The sequence below is a fragment of the Mesorhizobium sp. M1A.F.Ca.IN.020.03.2.1 genome, from assembly GCF_004023205.1.
Classification (GTDB): Bacteria; Pseudomonadota; Alphaproteobacteria; order Rhizobiales; family Rhizobiaceae; genus Mesorhizobium.
Genome location: NZ_RZSV01000049.1, coordinates 11,784 through 31,620, shown reverse-complemented (window position 1 = coordinate 31,620; position 19,837 = coordinate 11,784). Strand labels below are relative to the sequence as shown.

Annotated in this window: 19 protein-coding genes and 1 pseudogene; 11 read left to right on the top strand and 9 right to left on the bottom strand. The window is 62.4% G+C overall.

Translation table 11 applies throughout. The features are described 5' to 3' along the window. Positions 1 to 102 precede the first annotated feature (102 nt). Together EOA79_RS10830 and EOA79_RS10825 are read right to left on the bottom strand one after the other, a co-directional pair. Positions 103 to 771 (bottom strand): outer membrane protein, encoded by a 669-nt coding sequence (locus tag EOA79_RS10830; RefSeq protein WP_095825230.1) that lies wholly within the window; start codon positions 769 to 771, stop codon positions 103 to 105. Positions 772 to 861: 90 nt separating this feature from the next. After that, positions 862 to 1,074, bottom strand: a complete 213-nt coding sequence (locus tag EOA79_RS10825; RefSeq protein WP_067328203.1) for a hypothetical protein — start codon at positions 1,072 to 1,074, stop codon at positions 862 to 864. A 162-nt stretch (positions 1,075 to 1,236) separates the two neighbouring features. On the opposite strand from EOA79_RS10825, the gene ade reads away from it, so the two are divergent. Next, positions 1,237 to 3,048 (top strand): adenine deaminase, encoded by a 1,812-nt coding sequence (gene ade / locus EOA79_RS10820; RefSeq protein WP_095825231.1) that lies wholly within the window; start codon positions 1,237 to 1,239, stop codon positions 3,046 to 3,048. Between the two features lie 60 nt (positions 3,049 to 3,108). Here the strand turns inward: ade and EOA79_RS10815 are convergent. Then, positions 3,109 to 4,272: pseudogene (locus EOA79_RS10815) on the bottom strand (alpha/beta hydrolase). 106 nt (positions 4,273 to 4,378) lie between these two features. Continuing rightward, positions 4,379 to 5,488, bottom strand: a complete 1,110-nt coding sequence (locus tag EOA79_RS10810) for an alpha/beta hydrolase (RefSeq protein WP_164747326.1) — start codon at positions 5,486 to 5,488, stop codon at positions 4,379 to 4,381. 215 nt (positions 5,489 to 5,703) lie between these two features. Between EOA79_RS10810 and ilvA the strand changes: the two genes are divergently transcribed. Together ilvA and EOA79_RS10800 are read left to right on the top strand one after the other, a co-directional pair. After that, entirely contained in the window at positions 5,704 to 6,960 is a 1,257-nt protein-coding gene (gene ilvA, locus EOA79_RS10805) for a threonine ammonia-lyase IlvA (protein ID WP_095825233.1), read from the top strand. Then, positions 6,957 to 7,529, top strand: coding sequence for a DUF1697 domain-containing protein (locus tag EOA79_RS10800; protein WP_067328214.1), 573 nt, complete (start codon positions 6,957 to 6,959; stop codon positions 7,527 to 7,529). Before ilvA ends, EOA79_RS10800 begins: the two co-directional genes overlap by 4 nt. 12 nt (positions 7,530 to 7,541) lie before the next feature. On the opposite strand, the gene EOA79_RS10795 is transcribed toward EOA79_RS10800, so the two are convergent. Both EOA79_RS10795 and gloA read right to left on the bottom strand, forming a co-directional pair. Then, on the bottom strand, positions 7,542 to 7,829 hold the full coding sequence (locus tag EOA79_RS10795; protein WP_067328442.1) for a DUF2218 domain-containing protein: 288 nt from the start codon (positions 7,827 to 7,829) through the stop codon (positions 7,542 to 7,544). A 125-nt stretch (positions 7,830 to 7,954) separates the two neighbouring features. Then, a complete protein-coding gene (gene gloA / locus EOA79_RS10790) occupies positions 7,955 to 8,395 on the bottom strand; it encodes a lactoylglutathione lyase (RefSeq protein ID WP_066998873.1) in 441 nt (146 codons plus the stop codon). A 259-nt stretch (positions 8,396 to 8,654) separates the two neighbouring features. Between gloA and EOA79_RS10785 the strand changes: the two genes are divergently transcribed. From EOA79_RS10785 to EOA79_RS10775, 3 genes are all read left to right on the top strand, one after another. Then, positions 8,655 to 9,248, top strand: a complete 594-nt coding sequence (locus tag EOA79_RS10785) for a cold-shock protein (RefSeq protein ID WP_066998870.1) — start codon at positions 8,655 to 8,657, stop codon at positions 9,246 to 9,248. 190 nt (positions 9,249 to 9,438) lie between these two features. Then, positions 9,439 to 9,951, top strand: a complete 513-nt coding sequence (locus EOA79_RS10780; RefSeq protein ID WP_095825234.1) for a DUF192 domain-containing protein — start codon at positions 9,439 to 9,441, stop codon at positions 9,949 to 9,951. A gap of 15 nt (positions 9,952 to 9,966) precedes the next feature. Continuing rightward, a complete protein-coding gene (locus EOA79_RS10775; RefSeq protein ID WP_095779572.1) occupies positions 9,967 to 10,734 on the top strand; it encodes an alpha/beta hydrolase in 768 nt (255 codons plus the stop codon). A 117-nt stretch (positions 10,735 to 10,851) separates the two neighbouring features. Here EOA79_RS10775 and speB read toward each other — a convergent pair whose 3' ends face one another. Both speB and EOA79_RS10765 read right to left on the bottom strand, forming a co-directional pair. Next, positions 10,852 to 11,817 (bottom strand): agmatinase, encoded by a 966-nt coding sequence (speB, locus tag EOA79_RS10770; RefSeq protein ID WP_095825337.1) that lies wholly within the window; start codon positions 11,815 to 11,817, stop codon positions 10,852 to 10,854. Between the two features lie 41 nt (positions 11,818 to 11,858). Beyond that, complete coding sequence (locus EOA79_RS10765) at positions 11,859 to 12,473, bottom strand: hypothetical protein (RefSeq protein ID WP_095825235.1); 615 nt, start codon at positions 12,471 to 12,473, stop codon at positions 11,859 to 11,861. Positions 12,474 to 12,594: 121 nt separating this feature from the next. Here EOA79_RS10765 and cysE point away from each other — a divergent pair, with 121 nt between their 5' ends. Further along, on the top strand, positions 12,595 to 13,443 hold the full coding sequence (cysE, locus tag EOA79_RS10760; protein ID WP_067328223.1) for a serine O-acetyltransferase: 849 nt from the start codon (positions 12,595 to 12,597) through the stop codon (positions 13,441 to 13,443). Positions 13,444 to 13,580: 137 nt separating this feature from the next. Next, positions 13,581 to 13,784, top strand: coding sequence for a DUF3126 family protein (locus EOA79_RS10755; RefSeq protein WP_040969488.1), 204 nt, complete (start codon positions 13,581 to 13,583; stop codon positions 13,782 to 13,784). 64 nt (positions 13,785 to 13,848) lie between these two features. Here the strand turns inward: EOA79_RS10755 and EOA79_RS10750 are convergent, their stop codons facing one another. Continuing rightward, positions 13,849 to 14,397 carry a hypothetical protein gene (locus tag EOA79_RS10750; RefSeq protein ID WP_095825236.1) on the bottom strand — a complete coding sequence of 183 codons (549 nt, stop codon included), beginning with the start codon at positions 14,395 to 14,397 and terminating at the stop codon, positions 13,849 to 13,851. Between the two features lie 432 nt (positions 14,398 to 14,829). Here EOA79_RS10750 and clpP point away from each other — a divergent pair, with 432 nt between their 5' ends. The 3 genes from clpP (at position 14,830) to lon (ending at position 19,716) form a co-directional block, all read left to right on the top strand. Beyond that, positions 14,830 to 15,459 carry an ATP-dependent Clp endopeptidase proteolytic subunit ClpP gene (gene clpP, locus EOA79_RS10745; RefSeq protein ID WP_066998854.1) on the top strand — a complete coding sequence of 210 codons (630 nt, stop codon included), beginning with the start codon at positions 14,830 to 14,832 and terminating at the stop codon, positions 15,457 to 15,459. Between the two features lie 296 nt (positions 15,460 to 15,755). Beyond that, positions 15,756 to 17,030, top strand: coding sequence for an ATP-dependent Clp protease ATP-binding subunit ClpX (clpX, locus tag EOA79_RS10740; protein WP_059185169.1), 1,275 nt, complete (start codon positions 15,756 to 15,758; stop codon positions 17,028 to 17,030). Positions 17,031 to 17,304: 274 nt separating this feature from the next. Then, positions 17,305 to 19,716 (top strand): endopeptidase La, encoded by a 2,412-nt coding sequence (gene lon, locus EOA79_RS10735; RefSeq protein WP_067328448.1) that lies wholly within the window; start codon positions 17,305 to 17,307, stop codon positions 19,714 to 19,716. Positions 19,717 to 19,837 lie beyond the last annotated feature (121 nt).

Sequence of the window (19,837 nt, the reverse complement as noted above, 5' to 3'; positions counted from 1 at the left end):
CTTCGAGAGCTGCTTATAGGGCGGACATCAAATAACCCGGTGGGTCGACTCTGTTTTGATCCCGCGGTCGCCGGCCACCTTCGTTCCGTGCTGCTCCGCAAATCAGAATTTGTAGCTGAAGCTTACGCCCAGGGTATGGAGCTTCAGGTCCTGATCACGATCGGAGAAGTCGTCCGGGACGTCGAAATGCTCCTTGCCGAAATCGTAGTAACGGTATTGGGCGCCGACGACGATGTTGCTGCTCAGCGCATAGTCGACCCCGGCGCCGATCGTCCAGCCGGTGCCGGTGCGTGTCTTGGCGAAGCCGCTGCCGCCGACGTCTTGCGAGGTCTCGATACCGGCGAAGGCGACGCCCCCGACGCCATGGATTAGCCAGCGATCGACCGCCAAGCCGGCTTCGGCATTGATCGATCCCAGCCATTTGACCTCGGTGCCGACGGCATTGCCAGGGTCGAGCAAGGCCGAAGCGTCGATCGAGGCATAGTTGAGCTCAGCGCGCGCGCCGATCACCGCCTGATTGAACTGCCAGAGGCCGGCGACATGGCCGCCGACGAAGCCGCCGTCGACATCGGGAGAAGCGGCGAACGGCTCGCCTTCCGTGCCGGAGATGTCAGATGAGCCCCAGCCATAGCCGGCCTGCAGGCCGGCATAATAGCCTGTCCAATCGAAGCCCGGCGCAGTCATGGGCAGGTCGGCGATCGCGTCCGCGGCCAAGGCCGGCCCGGACAGCAGGGCGAAAAAGCCGGCACTGGCAAGTGTCAGGCGACCCATCGAGCGCTCCGAAATGGCGGTTTCGAAAACTTCTCGGTGCAACCTAGCGTTATTCGCCCGAAAACGGAATTGTATTCCTGCAACAGTGGTTTACTTCGGCGGGTTGCGCACGCGATCCTCCAGGTCGCGCTGGTTCTCCTCGGGAGTGGCCAGCCGCGTGAAAGCATATTCGGCTAGTAACGAACCGGCGATGAAGATGGCGATCGGCGCGGCCCATGCCCAGAATGAATGCAAGGTGAAGAAGGCCAGGCCGGCGCTACATGCCGACAGCATGAAAATTGCGAACCGGATCGTTTTTGCCATCTCTTCTGCAACCCAAATAGCCGGAGATCCAGTCTAGGCGAGATTTCGCCCTGCTGCCGGAGAGATCTGTCGGGAACCGGTCCTGCCTTAAAAACAAAGCAGTTTTGCCAACTGGTCAAAACCGCGCCAGCTTGGCACAGTCGGGCAAACAGGAGTTTCTTCATGGCGAGCCGCACCAATCCGACGAAACCCAAGCCCTGGACCGAAGTGGCGACGCAACTGGTCGACGTCGCGATGGGGCGCCGGGCTGCCGATCTCGTGATCCGCAACGGGCGCTGGGTGAATGTCCATTCGGGCGAGATCATTCCGGGCACCGACATCGCCGTCGCGGCCGGACGTTTCGCCTATTGCGGGCCGAATGCCGGCCACACGATCGGGCAGGGGACCAAGGTGGTCGATGCGGGCGGCCGCTATCTGGTGCCCGGCCTCTGCGATGCGCACATGCACGTCGAAAGCGGCATGGTCACGGTGACGGAATTCTGCCGCGCGGTGATCCCGCACGGCACCACCTCGATGTTCATCGATCCGCACGAGATCGCCAATGTTCTGGGCCTGCCGGGCGTTCGGCTGATGCATGACGAGGCGGTCGCGATGCCGATCAACGTCCATGTGCAAATGCCGTCCTGCGTGCCTTCGGCGCCCGGCCTGGAGCATGCCGGCGCGGAGCTTACGGTCGCAGACGTCGCCGAGGCGATGACCTGGGAGAATATCATCGGCCTTGGCGAAGTGATGAATTTCCCGGGAGTCGCCGCCAACGATCCGGTGATGTCGGGCGAGATCGCCGAGACGGTGAAGGCCGGGAAAACCGTCGGCGGCCACTATGCCTCGCGCGATCTCGGGTTGCCATTCCACGGCTATGCCGCCGGCGGCGCCGAGGATGACCATGAGGGCACGCGCGCCGAGGATGCGATCGCCCGCGTGCGCCAGGGCATGAAGGCGATGCTGAGGCTGGGGTCCGCCTGGTACGACGTCGCTGCGCAGATCAAGGCGGTCACCGAAGGCGGCATCGACCCGCGCAACTTCATCCTGTGCACCGACGACAGCCATTCCGGCACGCTGGTGCATGAGGGTCATATTGATCGGGTGGTGCGGCACGCCATCAGCCAGGGCCTGAAGCCGGTGACGGCGATCCAGATGGCGACGCTCAACACCGCCCAGCATTTCAGGCTGGAACGCGAGGTCGGTTCGATCGCGCCGGGGCGGCTGGCGGATCTTTTGATCGTCTCCGATCTTGCCCAGATGACGATAGACGAGGTCTATGGCCGCGGCGTCAGGCTGGCGAAAGCCGGCAAGCTCGAGATCGACATTCCGGCCTATGATTATCCCGGGACGGCGAAAAACACGGTCAAGCTCGGCAAAAGGCTCAAGGCGTCTGACTTTGACATCGCCGCGCCACAGGGTGCCAACGAGGTGCGGGCGCGGGTGATCGGCGTGATCGAGAACCAGGCGCCGACCAGAGCGCTCGAGGCCGACCTGCCCGTCGAGGACGGGCTGGTCGCCATGGATCGCCGCAACGACATTTGCCAGATCGCCCTGGTCGAACGCCACAGGGGCACGGGCGGCGTCACCAACGCCTTCGTGTCGGGCTTCGGCTATGTGGAAGACTGCGCGATGGCCTCGAGCGTGGCGCATGATGCGCACCACATCATCGCCGTCGGAACCAACAAGGAGGACATGGCTTTAGCCGTCAACCGGCTGAGCGAGGTCGGCGGCGGCGTCGTGCTTTACTCCAAGGGCAAGGAACTGGCGCTGGTGGAAATGCCGATCGCTGGGCTGATGTCGGACGAACGCGCCGAGATCGTCGCGGCCAAAGCCGAGCAGTTGACGGAAGCGATGCGCAAGGTCGGCTGTTCGCTCAACAACGCCTACATGCAGCATTCGCTGCTGGCGCTGGTCGTCATCCCGGAACTCAGGATTTCCGATGTCGGCCTTGTCGACGTGACGTCGTTCCAGAAGGTCAATCTGTTCATATAGCATGTGCCGATGTTCGGGTGAGGTCAGCCTGACCGAACCTCGACACGCCCTAACCGGTGCTCAGCCGCCGGTGGCGATCGTCAGCACCCTGAACGGCGTGGTGATGACCACCTCGGCGACCGAGCCGACCGCCTTGCCGAGACCCTGGCCGATATTGTTGAGCTGCGTCGGATCGGGTTCATCGGAGGCAAGACCGGCAGGCGTGCGCAGTCGATTGCCGAGCAACTGCACCAGGATCGGATTGTCGGCGAATTTAGCATGGTTCAACCGGTCTCCGCCCTTGGTTCGGGTCAGATCGACCACCGTCACGCCGTAGTTGGCGAGATCTGCCGCGTTGTCGTAATCGCCGACGCGCGGCTTTTCGCCGGAAATGAAGCTGGACAGCTAGAGCGCCCGGTCGTCGCCCGAGAGAAGGATGGCGAAAGGCTTGTCGGGCTTGCCGTAGCGGATCATCTGCTTCTTGAAGACATCGACGTCGATGTCAGGCGAGGCGAGGATGACGTAGCCGAGCTTGCCGTTGAGATCGCGGTCGCCGGTGATGGCGAGCTGGCGCAAAGCTTCCATCGTCAGCCAGGTCCCCATCGAATGGGCAATGATGTCAATGCTTTTGGCGCGTGACTTGGCAAGCATCCTCAGTGTCGCTTCCAGGTCGTCGCGCGCGGCGGTGGAGCTGTCCTTGTCATAAATGTAGCCGGTTGTCTTGCCGCTCGACGCCCACGAGAACAGCACCGGTGTGCCCGGATAATTCGTGTCGTGCGCGATCTGCGTCAGGCGGTAAACGCCATCGTCGAAGCCGTTGTTGAAGCCGTGCACGAAGACCAGGGCGCGGTCGCCGCGTATGGCAATATCGGTGCCGACCGCCTTGGCGAATTGCGAGGCGTTCCCATAGTGGACGACATCGGTTGCGGTGAACTGCCTGGCCGGAATGCTGTCGGCCGAACCCTTGGCTCGCTCGATCGCGCCAACCTGGTGGATCTTTGGAACCGTGACATCGACGCGCGCGTAGCTGGTGGTCAGCGAACGGTCGCCGTCGAAAACCTGCCGCGGGTCCTTGGTCGCCTGCTGCCGGGTCGTGGCGACGAAGATCTCGTGCTTGGCCGCAATTTCGGATGCAGGCGCGGTAACGGCCTTCCGATTGAGCAGGTCATGCGCGTTCTGCCCGGCGCAGCCCGTCAGGGCGAGCGTGAAGGCAAGGCCAAGGACGATCTTCCAACGCACGATCACCCGGGATCCCCCAAGGGCGGCAAACCTCTCGGGCTCCTTCGATAAAGCCAGCGAGCGGTCTGGTCCAGTTCAAAGTCCGTGCAGGGCGGCAACCGCGTGAACACGGTTATTGAGTGGCGAGCTGGCTGATCCGGTCGGTGACGTCGCGGTCGCTGGCAAAGCCGTCGTCCTGGCGCAGCCGCTGGCCGATCATCTTCACCAGCATCGGGTTGTCGGCGAATTTGGTGTGGTTGAAGCTGTCGTTGCCCTTCACCTTGGAGAGGTCGACCACCGTGACGCCGTAGGAGGCGAGGTCGGCCGCGTCCCTGTAGTCGCCGACGCGCGGCCGTGCACCGGCAATCAGGCCGGAGAGCCGGAGAGCGCGGTCGTCGTCCGACAGGAGCAGGATGAACGGCTTGTCGGGCTTGCCGTAGCGGCGCATCTGGCTCTTGAAGACATCGACGTCGATGTCGGGCGAGGCCAGGAGAACATCGCCGAGCTTGCCGCCGAGGTCGCGGTCACCGGTGATGGCGAGCTGTCGCAGTGTTTCCATCGTCACCCACGTCCCCATCGAATGGGCGACGATGTCGATGCGGCGCGCACCGGTCTGCGCCAGCATTCTCAGCGTCACTTCCAACTGGTCGCGGGCGGCGGCGGCACTTTCCTTGTCATAGACATAGTCGGTGGTCTTGGCGCCCGAAGCCCATGAAAAAAGCACCGGCGTGCCGGGATAGCCGGAATCATGGACGATCTGGGTCAGACGGTAGACGGCATCGTCGAAGCCGGTGTTGTAGCCGTGGACGAAGACCATGACGCGGCCGCCGCGGGCGTCGATGTCGGCATTGAGCGCGCTGGAGAATTTCGGCTGCGTGTCGTAGCCGACGACCTCGGAAGCCATGAAATATTTGGTCGGATCGTTCGACGTCCCGCGCGAGCGACGCTCGATCTGACCGGTCTCATGAACCGGCGGGACGGTGACGTTGACGCGGGCGTAATTGAGCGTCGCCGAGCGCTCGCCGTCGAAAACCTTGTTCGGGTCGTCTGAGCGCTTGCGGGTGGTGGCGATGAAGATCGAATGGTTGCCGGCGATCTCGGTCGCCGTCGTCGGCACCACGACGCTGCCCAGGATTTCCTGCGACGGTCGTCCCGCGCAGCCTACAACCAGCAAGGCCAGGGCAATGATGCAAATCGTCTTCAAATGCACGTCGAAACTTCCATTCCGGCCGCAATTGGCCATCTGCCTCCGCGAAATCTCCCGGACAGGGGAAGTGCGGCGGAAGTAAGTCGTGTCCAGCGGAAATTTGATCGGCGGGTGCCAACGGCCTTGGCACTGTTGCGCGAAAACCAAAGTGGCGGCAGCAGGCCGGCGAGCGGCTGCATCGGTGGCCGCGAAAACCAAACTATGCAATAGGCTTGGGCTGCGAACCACATGGTCTCGGAGCCGGTTGCCTCATGAACAGTTTTTCTTCCCGCGTCGCAGGCGCCGCGGAGGCGATCCGCGGGATCTTTCCGGAAACGCCGCTGCAGGAGAACGACTACCTGTCGAAAAAGACCGGCGCCCGCATCCTCCTGAAGCGCGAGGACCTGACGCCGGTCCGCTCCTACAAGATCAGGGGCGCCTTCAACTTCTTCCGCAAGGCGCTCGCCGCCGGCAACAATGCCGAGCTGTTCGTCTGCGCCTCGGCGGGCAACCACGCGCAGGGCTTTGCCTTCGTCTGCCGCCATTTCGGCAAAAAGGGCGTGGTGTTCATGCCCGTGACGACGCCGCAGCAAAAGATCGACAAGACGCGCCTTTTCGGCGGCGATTTCGTCGAGATCAGGCTGGTCGGCGACTTCTTCGACGATTGCTATCGCGCCGCCTTCGAGTTCACCGAAGCCGCCGGCGCGCATATGGTGCCGCCCTTCGACCACAAGGACATCATCGAGGGGCAGGCGACCGTTGCCTATGAGATCGCAGCCCAGATGCCGGGCGGACGCATGCCCGACATCGTCATGCTGCCTGTGGGCGGAGGCGGCCTGGCTGCAGGCGTCACCCACTATTTCGCCGACCAGCAGCGTGAATTGCGCTTCGTATTCTGCGAGCCGGCGGGCGCGCCTAGCCTTAGCGAGAGTCTCGCCGGCGGCAAGCGGATCAGGCTCGCCAAGGTCGACAACTTCGTCGATGGGGCGGCGGTGGCTGAAATCGGCCGCGAGCCGCTGCGCCATCTCAAGGAATTCACCGCCGACGCGGTGCGCCTTGTCCCGGAAAACCGGCTTTGCGCGACGATGATCGAGATGCTCAATGTCGAGGGCGTGGTGCTGGAGCCAGCCGGCGCATTGGCGATCGACGCGCTCAAGGATTTTTCCCGCAAGGAGAGGAGGGGCAAGACCATCGTCGCGATCGTCTCGGGGGGCAATTTCGATTTCGAGCGCCTGCCGGACGTCAAGGAACGAGCGCTGCGTTTCGAAGGGCTAAAGAAGTACTTCATCATCCGCTTCCCGCAGCGGCCGGGCGCATTGCGCGATTTCCTCGAAATGCTCGGCCCGGACGACGACATCACGCGCTTCGAGTATCTCAAGAAGTCGGCGCGCAATTTCGGCTCGGTGCTGATCGGCATCGAGACCAAGGACCGGCGCAATTTCGATCTGCTGAAGGCCAATTTCGACGCCGAGGGCGTGCAGTATCAGGACATCACCGACAACGAGACGCTCGCGGGGTTCATCATATGAGCGGGCCAAAAACGGGCGACAAAGGAACGGTGTTCGTAGCCCTGTTTTCCGGCATCAATGTCGGTGGCAACCGCATCGTCAAGATGGCGGAGCTGAGGTCGTTCTTCGAAGACCTCGGCTTCACCGATGTATCGACCTACGTGCAAAGCGGCAACGTCGTGTTTCGTGCCAACAACAACGACGCTGCGGCGCTGACCAAAGCACTCGAAGCGGCCTTCGAGAAGAAATGGGAGTTCAATTCCCGCATCATGGTGCGCAATGCCGGCTGGTTCGAGCGCCTGGTGAAGGACAATCCCTATCCGGAGGTTGCCGGCGAGCCGACCAAGCTGCATGCCTATGCGCTGGAGCGAGAGCCGACCGCGGAAGAGGCGAAGCGGCTGGCGGAAAAGTGTGCCGGCCCGGAGCGCTTCGAGATCAAAGGCGACGTGCTTTACCTGCATGCGCCGGAAGGGCTTGGCAAATCGGTGTTTGCCAATCTTATTGGGCGAACGCTCAAGGTGCCGGGCACGGCGCGCAACTGGCGCAGCGTGCTTGCGCTGCTCGAAATGGCCAGCAAGGCCGCCGGCTGACGCTCAATTCTTTCAGGCAGCCTTCTGCCAGTCGAAGGTCAGCTCCTCGCGGAAGGCGAAGCGCTTGATGTGGTCGGCGACCACGGTTTCCAGCCGCTCGAGCGAGGCGGCGTCGTCAGCGGCGACCGCGATGTGGAGAGCCTTGTCGTCTGCATCCATCACGGTGCGGCCGAGCGAGAGCTGGATGGCGCCGTGATGCGGGTCGAATTCGACCGGGAACTTGTGCGCCCAGTGCTTGCAGAGCTGCTGCAGATAGCGGCTGGCGTTTTCAGTGGCGACGTCGGCGCGGCTGGTCGGCATGAAATTCTCCCGGCGGATCAAGAAAAGCGCCAGCCTGATCTGGCTGGCGCCACAAGCGCTTAGATAGGCGCGATCCGGCAAAACGCCATAGACCGGCCGGTCAAATCCCCGGGAGGGGCAGGCGCCTACCAGCTTCCCGTATTCGACATCGAGGCCCATGGCTCCGCCTTTGCCTTGGCCGGGCCTTTCTGCAGCAGCTCGATGGAGATGCCGTCCGGCGAGCGGATGAAGGCCATGTTGCCGTCGCGCGGCGGCCGGTTGATGGTCACGCCATTGTCCATCAGCTTCTGGCAGGTGGCGTAGATGTCGTCGACCTCATAGGCGAGGTGGCCGAAGTTGCGGCCGCCTTTGTACTCCTCCGGATCCCAATTGTAGGTCAGTTCGACCAGCGGCGCCTTCTCTGCAATGCCGCTTTGCTCGTCATCGGGCGCGGCGAGGAAGATCAGCGTGTAGCGTCCCTGCTCGTTCTCGTAGCGACGCACTTCCTTGAGGCCGAGCTTGTTGCAGTAGAAATCGAGCGATTGATCGATGTCGGCGACGCGGACCATTGTGTGAAGATAGCGCATATCGGATTCCTCGCGGCGTTACGTTTGCGGCGCACCATAGGAGCCGCTCCGCCAAAGGGCAATCGTCCGACAAAACCGATGGAGTGATCGATTTCAGCCGCGCCTTTGCGCTTCAGGCCGCGCCGGTAAACAACAATTGAGGCTTTCCGGTGCTCAACGGTGAAAAAAGGCACGTCAGGTCTTGCACACCCCGGAAGCCGCAGTGTTAATCTGATGGCAAGAATCACTAGCGGTTGCAGTTGGAAAAGGGGGCGTTCTTATGGGGGAAAAAGCCTCTTTTACGAGGCGGGACGGAAGCCTTGACGACGCCTTGACGCGAGACAGTGGCGGCGACTCCGCCGGGCTTGTCGAAATCGCCGGCGCTATCAAATGGTTCGACGTGGCCAAGGGCTACGGCTTCATTCTTCCGGACGACGGCGTCTCGGGTGATATTCTCCTCCATGTGACATGTCTTCGAAGAGACGGCTTTCAGACCGCGCTGGAAGGCGCGCGCGTCGTCTGTCTCGTCAAGCAGGGCGAGCGTGGCCTGCAGGCTTTCCGGGTTCTTTCCATGGACGCCTCGACAGCGGTGCATCCGGCCGAGCAGGAGCAGCGCACGCATGTCACCGTGACTGCCGAGAGCGGGCTTGAGCGGGCGCTGGTGAAGTGGTTCAACCGCACCAAGGGATTCGGCTTTCTGACCCGGGGCGAGGGCACCGAGGACATCTTCGTCCATATGGAGACGCTGCGCCGCTATGGCATCACCGAGCTGAGGCCCGGCCAGGTCGTACTGGTTCGCTTCGGACGCGGCGACAAAGGCCTTATGGCCGCCGAAATACACCCCGATATGGGCACCTTGCCGGTCTCGCATTAAAGCGCGGCCCGACGCACTTTATTTTTGCTTGATGTATGTTCGCCAAAACCGCTTGGCAGTTTTGGGCGACATGCATCGGGCTCTCTCGATACGATCGGGATGCCCTGCCCGGTGCAAGGCCGTTCCTGTCCAAAAACCAGTTCCACTCGCTCGGATCATGGTCTAGGACAGGGCCTGGACGAGGTATCACATGGCTCATCGCAACTGGCTGACCGCAGGCGCGCTTTGCGCCGCCATCGCTCTGGCCGCCATTTTCAGCGCCTTGAAACCGAGTTCGGCGGACGGTCAGGCGATGATGCTGCCTGCCGATCCGACGCCGCTCGTCGCGATCACCGGCTCCGGCAAGCATTCCTTCTCCATCGAGATCGCCGACACCTCGGAAGAACGCGAGGCCGGGCTGATGTTTCGTAAGGACATGGCCGACGATCACGGCATGCTGTTCGTGTTCGAGCGGCCCGCTGAGGTGAATTTCTGGATGAAGAATACACCGATGCCACTCGACCTGGTCTTTATCGGCCAGGACGGCAGGATCAAGGCCGTCAAGCGTGGCGAACCGGAGTCGGAGGCGATCATCTCGCCCGGACAGCCGGTAAGCTTCGTGCTTGAGCTGAAGGCGGGAACGGCCGCCAAGGACGGTCTGAAGGACGGCGATCTCCTGCGTCACCCAGCGATCGATAAGACCTCGGGCGCCGGCTCCAACTGACCGCGGCTGCACCAGATGCAATATTTTTCCCATGACGGCTTCGAACTCGCTTACCTCGACCGCCGGCCGGCGTCCGGTCAGGGCGATCCGGTGCTGATGATCCACGGCTTCGCCTCCAGCCACTACGTCAATTGGGTCTCGCCGGGCTGGTTCAAGACGCTGAACGACGCGGGGTACCGCGCCATCGCCGTCGACAATCGCGGCCACGGTGCGTCGACGAAGAGCTACCAGGAGGCGGACTACACGCCGGCCAAGATGGCCTCGGACGCGGCCGCGCTGCTCGATCACCTCGGCATCGAGCACGCCCATGTCATGGGCTATTCGATGGGCGCGCGGGTATCCGCCTTCATGGCGTTGTCCAATCCGGACAAGGTGGCGACGCTGGTGTTCGGCGGCCTCGGCATCGGTCTTGTCGACGGCGTCGGCGACTGGGATCCAATCGCCGATGCGCTTCTGGCCGAGGATGCTGGTACGATCAGCCATGCGCGCGGCCGCTCGTTTCGCGCCTTCGCCGACCAGACGCGCAGCGACCGCCGGGCGCTGGCCGTCTGCATAGTCGGCTCACGCGCGTCAATGAGCGAGGACGATGTCGCGCGGATCGCCCAGCCGACCCTGATTGCCGTCGGGACCAAGGACGACATCGCCGGCTCGCCCGACGAGCTTGCCGCGCTGATGCCCCACGCAGAGGCTTTTCGCATCGAGGGCCGCGACCACATGCTCGCCGTCGGCGACAAGAGCTTCAAGCAGCGCGTGCTGGAGTTCTACGCCGAAAATCCGCTCTGACCCATACCGTCCGCTGCGGGCGACGACGCGTCTAAAGCAGGTTGCGCGAAACGCGACCTGCTTTTGACCTTTGCGATGTCCTTTTCCCGAAACTGGAAGCACTTCGGGGAGAATGCTTTAGCCGCGCGTTCTCCTGTCGGCGATGGATTTCGCCATGACGCAAAGCAGCTCGAACATCATGGTCGCGCCGGCAAGCGCCGTCATGCCGCCAATATCAAAAGGAGGCGCGACCTCGACGACGTCGGCTCCGGCGAAATTCAATCCGTCGAGCAATCGAACCAGCTCCTGCACCTCGCGGGTGGTGAAGCCGCCGAGCTCCGGCGTGCCGGTGCCAGGGGCCATCGACGGATCGATGCAATCGATGTCGAAGGTCACGTAAATGAGGCTGTCGCCGACAAGATCGCGTGCTTCCTGCATGACGGAAGCGGTGCCGCGTTTGACGAACTCTTCCATATATACGATGCGCACGCCCTGAGCGGTCGCCCAGTCGTGTTCGCCCGGCTCATAGATCGAGCCTCGAATTCCGATCTGGATAACCCGCTTCGGGTCGAGCAGCCCTTCCTCGATCGCGCGGCGAAAGGGCGTTCCGTGCGTATAGGGATTGTCGCCGAAGTAGCGGTCGTTCGTGTCGGAATGCGCGTCGAAGTGGATCATGCCGACGGGTTCCTTGCGGGCGATGGCGCGCAGCACCGGCAATGTCGTCAGATGATCGCCGCCGGCGGCCAAAGGGAGAGCGCCGTCAGCAACGATCGCGGCGATGCCGTCCTCGATGCGTTTCAAGCCGTCGAGCAAGTTGATGGGATTGACCGAGAGGTCTCCCACATCGGCGACATTGGCAATGCTGAACGGCTCGGTTCCCGACACGTGGTGGACGCGGCGCATCAGGCTCGACTGGTTCCTGATTTCGCGCGGACCATGGCGGGCGCCGGCCCGATTGGTCGTGCCGCCATCCCAAGGAATCCCGACAAGGGCAATATCGAGCCCCTTCGCGTTCGGCACCGCCGGCAGCCGCATGAAGGTGGAAAGCCCGGCAAATCGCGGCACCTGGGCGGCGTCGACGGGTTGGAAGAAGTTGTTTTCCATGGTTTCGGTCATCCCAGAGGCGTTCACGTTCGGCGTGGCGATCAGGTCTGTTGAGACTGGTCTTGCAGGACCTGCAGCGATCGGACCAGATTTTCCCTGGCCCGAGCCTCGAACCGATCGCGAAACGATTGTGTGTTGAAAATATGCGGACGGGCCAGGAAGCTCGTCAGGACAGCCGCGCGGCCGGCGCGCCAGATCGGTTCCTCGACCCAGCCATATTCGCGCCGGACCGCCTTCTCGTAGGCGTCGAAGCGGTTCGGATCGGCACCGAGGATCGCGAGGTCCATGTCGAGGAAAAGGGCGGCATCACTCGCGGCACCCTCATCTTCGAGCGGCGGCAACTGGTGCGTGGCGGTGGCGCTGATCATGGCCAGAATCCGGGCAAGCCGGGCCGGGTCGGTGCGGCCGGAGAGCTTCCTTTCTGCGAGCACCGCGCTCTTTGCCTCGTTGTCCTTGGCGCGGCTGTCATAGACCGCGTCATGGAACCAGATCGCCGCTTCGACTGCTTCTGGATCGTCAAGAAGGTGCCGGTGTTCGGCTGCCAACGCCAGCATCGCTTCGATGTGAGGCAAGCCGTGATAGTCGCGATCCGCGGTCTGATAGAGCGCGGCAAGCTCGCTTTTCAGCGCATCGTCGATCAAGGGTTCGTTTTCCATCGCCGCTTGAATCTCGGTGAACCAAGTTCATTTGACAAAGCACTAAGGAAAATTGAGTTCAACCGTGTTATGATCTGGCCTATATGTGCCGCCGGATGAATGAGCAGGCCGGAGACCGTCGATGAACAGCGTTACGATAGCCCGCCCCAGCATGGTGCAGCCGGTCGACCCGATCTGGCGCGCGATCAGGGATGAGGCGATGGAAGCGGTAAACCGCGATCCGTTGCTGGCTGCTTTCCTCTATTCCACCATCCTCAACCAGGAGAGCCTGGAAGAAGCGGTCATTCACCGCCTGGCCGAGCGCCTGGCGCATCAGGATATCGGCTCCGACCTCATCCGCCAGACCTTCAAGGCCATGCTTGCCGACGATCCGGAGTGGAGCACGACGGTCCGCGTCGACATCCAAGCCTATTACGATCGCGACCCTGCCTGCGACCGCTTCATCATGCCGGTGCTTTATTTCAAGGGCTTTCATGCCATCCAGACGCACCGTTTGGCGCATTGGCTGTGGAACCAGGGCCGCAGGGACTTCGCGCTCTACCTGCAGAGCCGCTCGTCCTCGGTGTTCCAGACCGATATCAACCCGGCCGCCCGCATCGGCAAGGGCATTTTTCTCGATCACGCCACCGGCCTGGTGGTCGGCCAGACCGCCGTCATCGAGGACGATGTCTCGATCCTGCACGGCGTGACGCTGGGCGGCACCGGCAAGGCCAGCGGCGACCGCCATCCGAAGATCCGCCGCGGCGTGCTGATCGGCGCCGGCGCCAAGATCCTCGGCAACATAGAGATCGGCCATTGCTCGAAGATCGCGGCCGGTTCGGTGGTGCTTTCGCCCGTGCCGCATAACAAGACGGTTGCCGGCGTGCCGGCGCGTGTCGTCGGAGAGACCGGCTGCGACCAGCCCTCGCGACAGATGGACCAGCTCCTGCCCTCGCAGACGATGGACCACGTCGTCAGCTTCGACATCTGATTCTGCGGTCATCGCCAGTGGCCGGAGTCCGGTCGCCACTCAAGGCTCGGTTGTAATGCTGCCGGCTTGCCTTTACATCGCCATCGTCGGCGTGTCAGAAGCGCGTTCCAACGAACAGCCGCATTCGGAGAAGACTTTTGAAGCCAGACGAAATCAGAAAGCTGGACGCCTACTTCAAGCGCGTCTTCCAGAATCCCAAGCTGCAGGTGAAGGCGCGCCCGCGCAAGGAAGACTCTGCCGAGGTCTATGTCGGTGACGAATTCCTCGGCATCGTCTTCAAGGACGAGGACGACGGCGACTATAATTTCTCGATGGCGATCCTCGACGTCGACCTGGCCTAAGCCGGCTTTCCGGCCGGGCTCGCCATGCCGCCCCGGTCGGAAACACCCCTGCGTGATTTTCCGGCTAGTCCACGCAGTGCCGCGGGATATCCACCCGCCGCCAGTCGGTCGAGCCTTCCCGCACCACCACCCGCCGCGCTACCCTCCGGTATGAGGGCGCGATTTCCGTGATGCGCCGCTCTCCTGGCCGCACCAGCACCTCGCGGGCGACGCCTTCGTATTCGGCCGGAAGGACGACGCGCCGGACGCGCTCCGGCTCGACGATGACCGTTTTGGCAACCCGCGCGTAGCGCGCCTCACGCCACACCTTGCACAGCACCTTGCGGCCGTGGATGACCCGCCATTCCCAGGCATAGCCGCCGTCATCCACCCTGACCGTGTGATAGACGGTGCGCGTCACGGCCGGCACGACTTCATAGCTGATGCGAGGCGTGGCGATCCGTTCGATGCTCTCGGTCGTGCCGTAGATCGGCGGGTCATAGTGGACGAGCTGGCCGCCGGGGCTCACCATCACCTCTTCATAGACCGTGTCGTAGATCGCCGGCCGATGCACCGGCTCGTAGCATTCGAGCGTGCGGCCGCCGGCCGCGGCCTGCGACACGGCCGCAAGCATTGCGAGGCTGGTCGAGGCGAGCGATGCGGCACCCTTGCGAAGGGAGCTCTTGCAAAAGGAACGCGTGCAAAAGGAACTCTGGCTAAACATGACGTTCCCCCGTTGAAAAAAGGACGCCGGTTCAACGCGGGAGCGTATCGGAAGGTCCGCCATGGACGGGGATTTCACGGCTTGTCGTTAAGCAGCGCGGTTAAGAAACTGCTACCGTGGCGGCCGGGTAGCGCCCTCGCATTTCGGGCAAAGGGCCATCTCCGTCGCAACCTGCAGCATTTCCTTGGGCCGAGCCGCTTGCTTCGACTTAACCAGATGGCTAGGAGGGGCGGCCTTGCGCTAGGGTGAGCCGGCATCCTATTTAGGATTCAACGATCCAGAACCGATTCCGCCCGATTGCTCAGGTCTACGGCGCCGGAATCCATCCAACAAGGGTAGTCCATGAAGAACCCGGTCGAAACCTACATGAACCTCGTTCCGATGGTGGTCGAGCAGACCAATCGCGGCGAGCGTGCCTACGACATCTTCTCCCGCCTGTTGAAGGAACGCATCATCTTCATCACCGGCCCGGTCGAGGACGGGATGGCGACGCTGGTTTGTGCACAGCTTTTGTTCCTCGAGGCGGAGAACCCCAAGAAGGAAATCAACCTGTACATCAACTCGCCGGGCGGTGTGGTGACATCGGGCATGGCGATCTACGACACCATGCAGTTCATCAAGCCGGCGGTATCGACGCTCTGCATCGGCCAGGCAGCCTCGATGGGCTCGTTGCTGCTTTGCGCCGGCCACAAGGATATGCGGTTTGCCACGCCGAACGCCCGTGTCATGGTCCATCAGCCGTCCGGTGGCTTCCAGGGCCAGGCGTCGGACATCGAACGTCATGCGCAGGACATCATCAAGCTGAAGCGCCGCTTGAACGAGGTCTATGTCAAGCACACCGGCAAGAGCTATGACGAGATCGAGCGGACGCTCGACCGCGACCATTTCATGACCGCCGACGAAGCCAAGGAGTTTGGTCTGATCGACAAGGTCATTACGACGCGCGAACTTGGCGAAACCCCCGCCGCATAGGCTCTGATTGGGGGCTGAATGGCGGGATAACGCGCTTTTGGCGCGGCTTGCGGCATTTCGGCCACAATTGCCTGTTCCCTCAAGGTTCGGGATTGCCTACGTTAAGGCTATGTTGATTTTCGACGGCTTAGCTTTGCATGGGGTTGCTGCGAATCATTGTCGCGTTTTCTGATTGTGTTTCGGACGGAATGCGCTGTGTGAGCCGGGGCACTGGCGCCGCCGGATTCCTGCGATAGATTGGTGAGACGCCAATGCGACCAGACCATCGGCTGGCAGGGCGGTGAAAGGACAGAAAAATGAGCAAAGTTAGCAACAACGGCGGCGATTCAAAGAACACGCTCTATTGCTCGTTTTGCGGCAAAAGCCAGCACGAAGTGCGCAAGCTGATCGCCGGTCCGACCGTCTTCATCTGCGACGAGTGCGTCGAACTCTGCATGGACATCATCCGCGAGGAGAACAAGACCTCGATGGTGAAGTCGCGCGAGGGCGTGCCGACCCCGCAAGAGATCCTCAAGGTTCTCGACGACTATGTCATCGGCCAGCCCTACGCCAAGCGGGTGCTGTCGGTGGCGGTCCACAACCACTACAAGCGCCTCGCGCATGCCGGCAAGAACAACGACGTCGAATTGGCAAAGTCGAACATCCTGCTGATCGGGCCGACCGGCTGCGGCAAGACGCTGCTCGCCCAGACGCTCGCCCGCATCATCGACGTGCCTTTCACCATGGCCGACGCCACGACGCTGACCGAAGCCGGTTACGTCGGCGAGGACGTCGAGAACATCATCCTGAAGCTCTTGCAGTCGGCCGACTACAATGTCGAACGTGCGCAGCGCGGCATCGTCTATATCGATGAGATCGACAAGATCTCGCGCAAGTCGGACAACCCGTCGATCACCCGCGACGTCTCGGGCGAGGGCGTGCAGCAGGCGCTGTTGAAGATCATGGAAGGCACAGTGGCCTCCGTGCCGCCGCAGGGCGGCCGCAAGCACCCGCAGCAGGAATTCCTGCAGGTCGACACCGCCAACATCCTGTTCATCTGCGGCGGCGCCTTTGCCGGACTGGACAAGATCATCTCGGATCGCGGCCGCAAGACCTCGATCGGCTTCGGCGCAACCGTGGCGTCGCCCGAGGATCGCCGCACGGGCGACCTGTTCCGCCAGGTCGAGCCGGAGGATCTTTTGAAATTCGGCCTGATCCCGGAATTCGTCGGCCGTCTGCCGGTTCTGGCGACGCTCGAGGACCTCGACGAGCCGGCGCTGATCCAGATCCTGACGGAGCCGAAAAACGCGCTGGTCAAGCAGTATCAGCGGCTGTTCGAGATGGAGAATGTGGATCTCACCTTCCACGAGAACGCGCTGTCGGCGATCGCCAAGCGCGCCATCGAGCGCAAGACCGGCGCGCGCGGCCTGCGTTCCATCATGGAAGCGATCCTGCTCGATACGATGTTCGAGCTCCCGGCGCTGGAAGGCGTGCGCGAGGTGGTGATCTCGGAAGAGGTGGTCTCGGGTAACGCCCGGCCGCTTTACATCTATTCCGAGCAGAAGGAAAAGAAGGGCAATGTCAGCGCCTGAAATGGCACTGATCCGGCAAATTTTCATGGAACGGCGCCCGTGTGGCGCCGTTTTGCTGTGAGGGGCTTACCTGTAGGTGATGGAGTGGCTGATCAAAGCATGCTAACCCTTGATCTTTGCACCGCCCGCATCCACCTAACAGCGGAAGGCCGAGGGCCTGAATTCTGCGCTGTAAAATTCCCGTCACAAACGGTGGTAGGCGGAACGACGCTCGGTCGTTAATATAAGATTCGCGGTTGGCTCAATTAGCGGCCGCGACATGAAAGGTTGGACAATGGCCAAAATATCCAGGGCTTCCGGCGACGGCGTGTTTGCAGTCCTCCCACTGCGCGACATCGTCGTGTTCCCGCACATGATCGTCCCGCTCTTTGTCGGGCGTGAAAAGTCGATCAAGGCGCTGGAAGAAGTGATGGGTCAGGAAAAGCAGATCCTGCTTGCCACCCAGATGAACGCAGCCGACGATGATCCTGAACCCGATGCGATTTTCGACATCGGCACGCTCGCCAATGTGCTGCAGCTCCTGAAGCTTCCCGATGGCACTGTGAAGGTGCTGGTCGAGGGCGCCTCGCGCGCCAAGATCGTCTCGTTCACCGAACGTGCCGACTTCCACGAGGCCCGCGCGACCGCGTTGGTCGAGCCGGAGGAGGAAGAGGTCGAAATCGAGGCGCTGGCCCGCTCGGTCGTCACCGACTTCGAAAACTACGTCAAGCTGAACAAGAAGATTTCGCCCGAAGTGGTAGGTGCCGCCAGTCAGATCGACGACTATTCCAAGCTCGCCGACACCGTTGCCTCGCACCTGGCCATCAAGATCCCCGAGAAGCAGGAGATGCTCGCCACGCTCTCCGTCAAGGAGCGTCTCGAGAAGGCGATGGGCTTCATGGAAGCCGAGATTTCCGTGCTGCAAGTGGAGAAGCGCATCCGCAGCAGAGTCAAGCGCCAGATGGAGAAGACGCAGCGCGAGTACTACCTCAACGAGCAGATGAAGGCGATCCAGAAGGAGCTCGGCGAGGGCGAGGACGGCCGCGACGAGGCTGCCGAGATCGAGGCGCGCATCAAGAAGACCAAGCTTTCCAAGGAAGCCCGCGAGAAGGCGGAAGCCGAGTTGAAGAAGCTGCGGTCGATGTCGCCGATGTCGGCTGAATCGACGGTCGTGCGCAACTATCTCGACTGGCTGCTGTCGATCCCGTGGGGCAAGAACTCCAAGGTCAAGCAGGATCTCGGCTACGCCCAGGACGTGCTCGACGCCGATCACTTCGGCCTCGACAAGGTCAAGGAGCGCATCGTCGAGTATCTCGCCGTGCAGAGCCGTCAGAAGAAGATCAAGGGTCCGATCCTGTGCCTCGTCGGCCCGCCCGGCGTCGGCAAAACCTCGCTCGGCAAGTCGATTGCCAAGGCCACGGGGCGTGAGTTCATCCGAATGGCGCTCGGCGGCGTGCGCGACGAGGCCGAGATCCGCGGTCACAGGCGGACCTATATCGGCTCGATGCCCGGCAAGGTCATCCAGTCGATGAAGAAGGCCAAGAAGTCCAACCCCCTCTTCCTGCTCGACGAAATCGACAAGATGGGCCAGGACTTCCGCGGCGATCCGTCGTCAGCCCTGCTCGAGGTGCTCGATCCGGAGCAGAACTCGACGTTCATGGACCATTACCTCGAAGTCGAATACGACCTGTCGAGCGTGATGTTCGTGACGACGGCGAACACGCTGAACATCCCTGCGCCCCTGATGGACCGCATGGAGATCATCCGCATCGCCGGCTACACCGAGGACGAGAAGATCGAGATCGCCAAGCGGCACCTGATGCCGAAGGTGATCCGCGATCACGCGCTGCAGCCGAACGAGTTCTCGGTCGGCGAGGACGCGATCCGCGGCATCATCCAGACCTACACCCGTGAAGCGGGCGTCAGAAGCCTCGAGCGCGAGCTGATGAAGCTCGGGCGCAAGGCGGTGACCGAGATCCTGAAGACGAAGAAGAAGACGGTGAAGATCACGGCCGATAACCTCGCCGATTATCTCGGCGTGCCGCGCTTCCGCTTCGGTCAGGTCGAGGCCGACGATCAGGTCGGCGTCGTCACGGGTCTTGCCTGGACGGAAGTCGGCGGCGAGCTGCTGACGGTCGAGGGCGTCATGATGCCCGGCAAGGGACGCATGACGGTGACCGGCAACCTGCGCGACGTGATGAAGGAATCGATCTCTGCAGCGGCCTCTTACGTCCGCTCGCGGGCCATCGATTTCGGCATCGAGCCGCCGCTGTTCGACAAGCGCGACATCCACGTCCACGTGCCGGAGGGCGCGACCCCCAAGGACGGCCCGTCGGCGGGTGTGGCGATGGTGACGGCGATCGTGTCCGTGCTCACGGGTATTCCGGTCCGCGCCGATGTGGCAATGACCGGCGAGGTGACGCTGCGGGGCAGGGTGCTGCCGATCGGCGGCCTGAAGGAGAAGCTGCTTGCCGCGCTGCGCGGCGGCATCAAGAAGGTGCTGATCCCGGAAGACAATGCCAAGGACCTGGCGGAGATCCCGGACAACGTGAAGAACAACATGGAGATCATTCCGGTGTCGCGGGTCGGCGAGGTGCTGAGGCACGCGCTGGTCAGGATGCCGGAGCCGATCGAATGGGTCGAGCCGGTCAATCCGCCGGCCGGCGCGGACGCCGGCGACGACGCCGGCAAGTCGCTTGCGCATTAGTTTCTTCTAAGGTTGCAATGCACAAAGAGAGAGCCGGGCTTTCAGCCCGGCTTTTTCATGTGAAAAATCTCCGAAAAAGTGGAAAAAAGCCCGGAATTCTGCGGTTTTCGGCTTGGGTTCC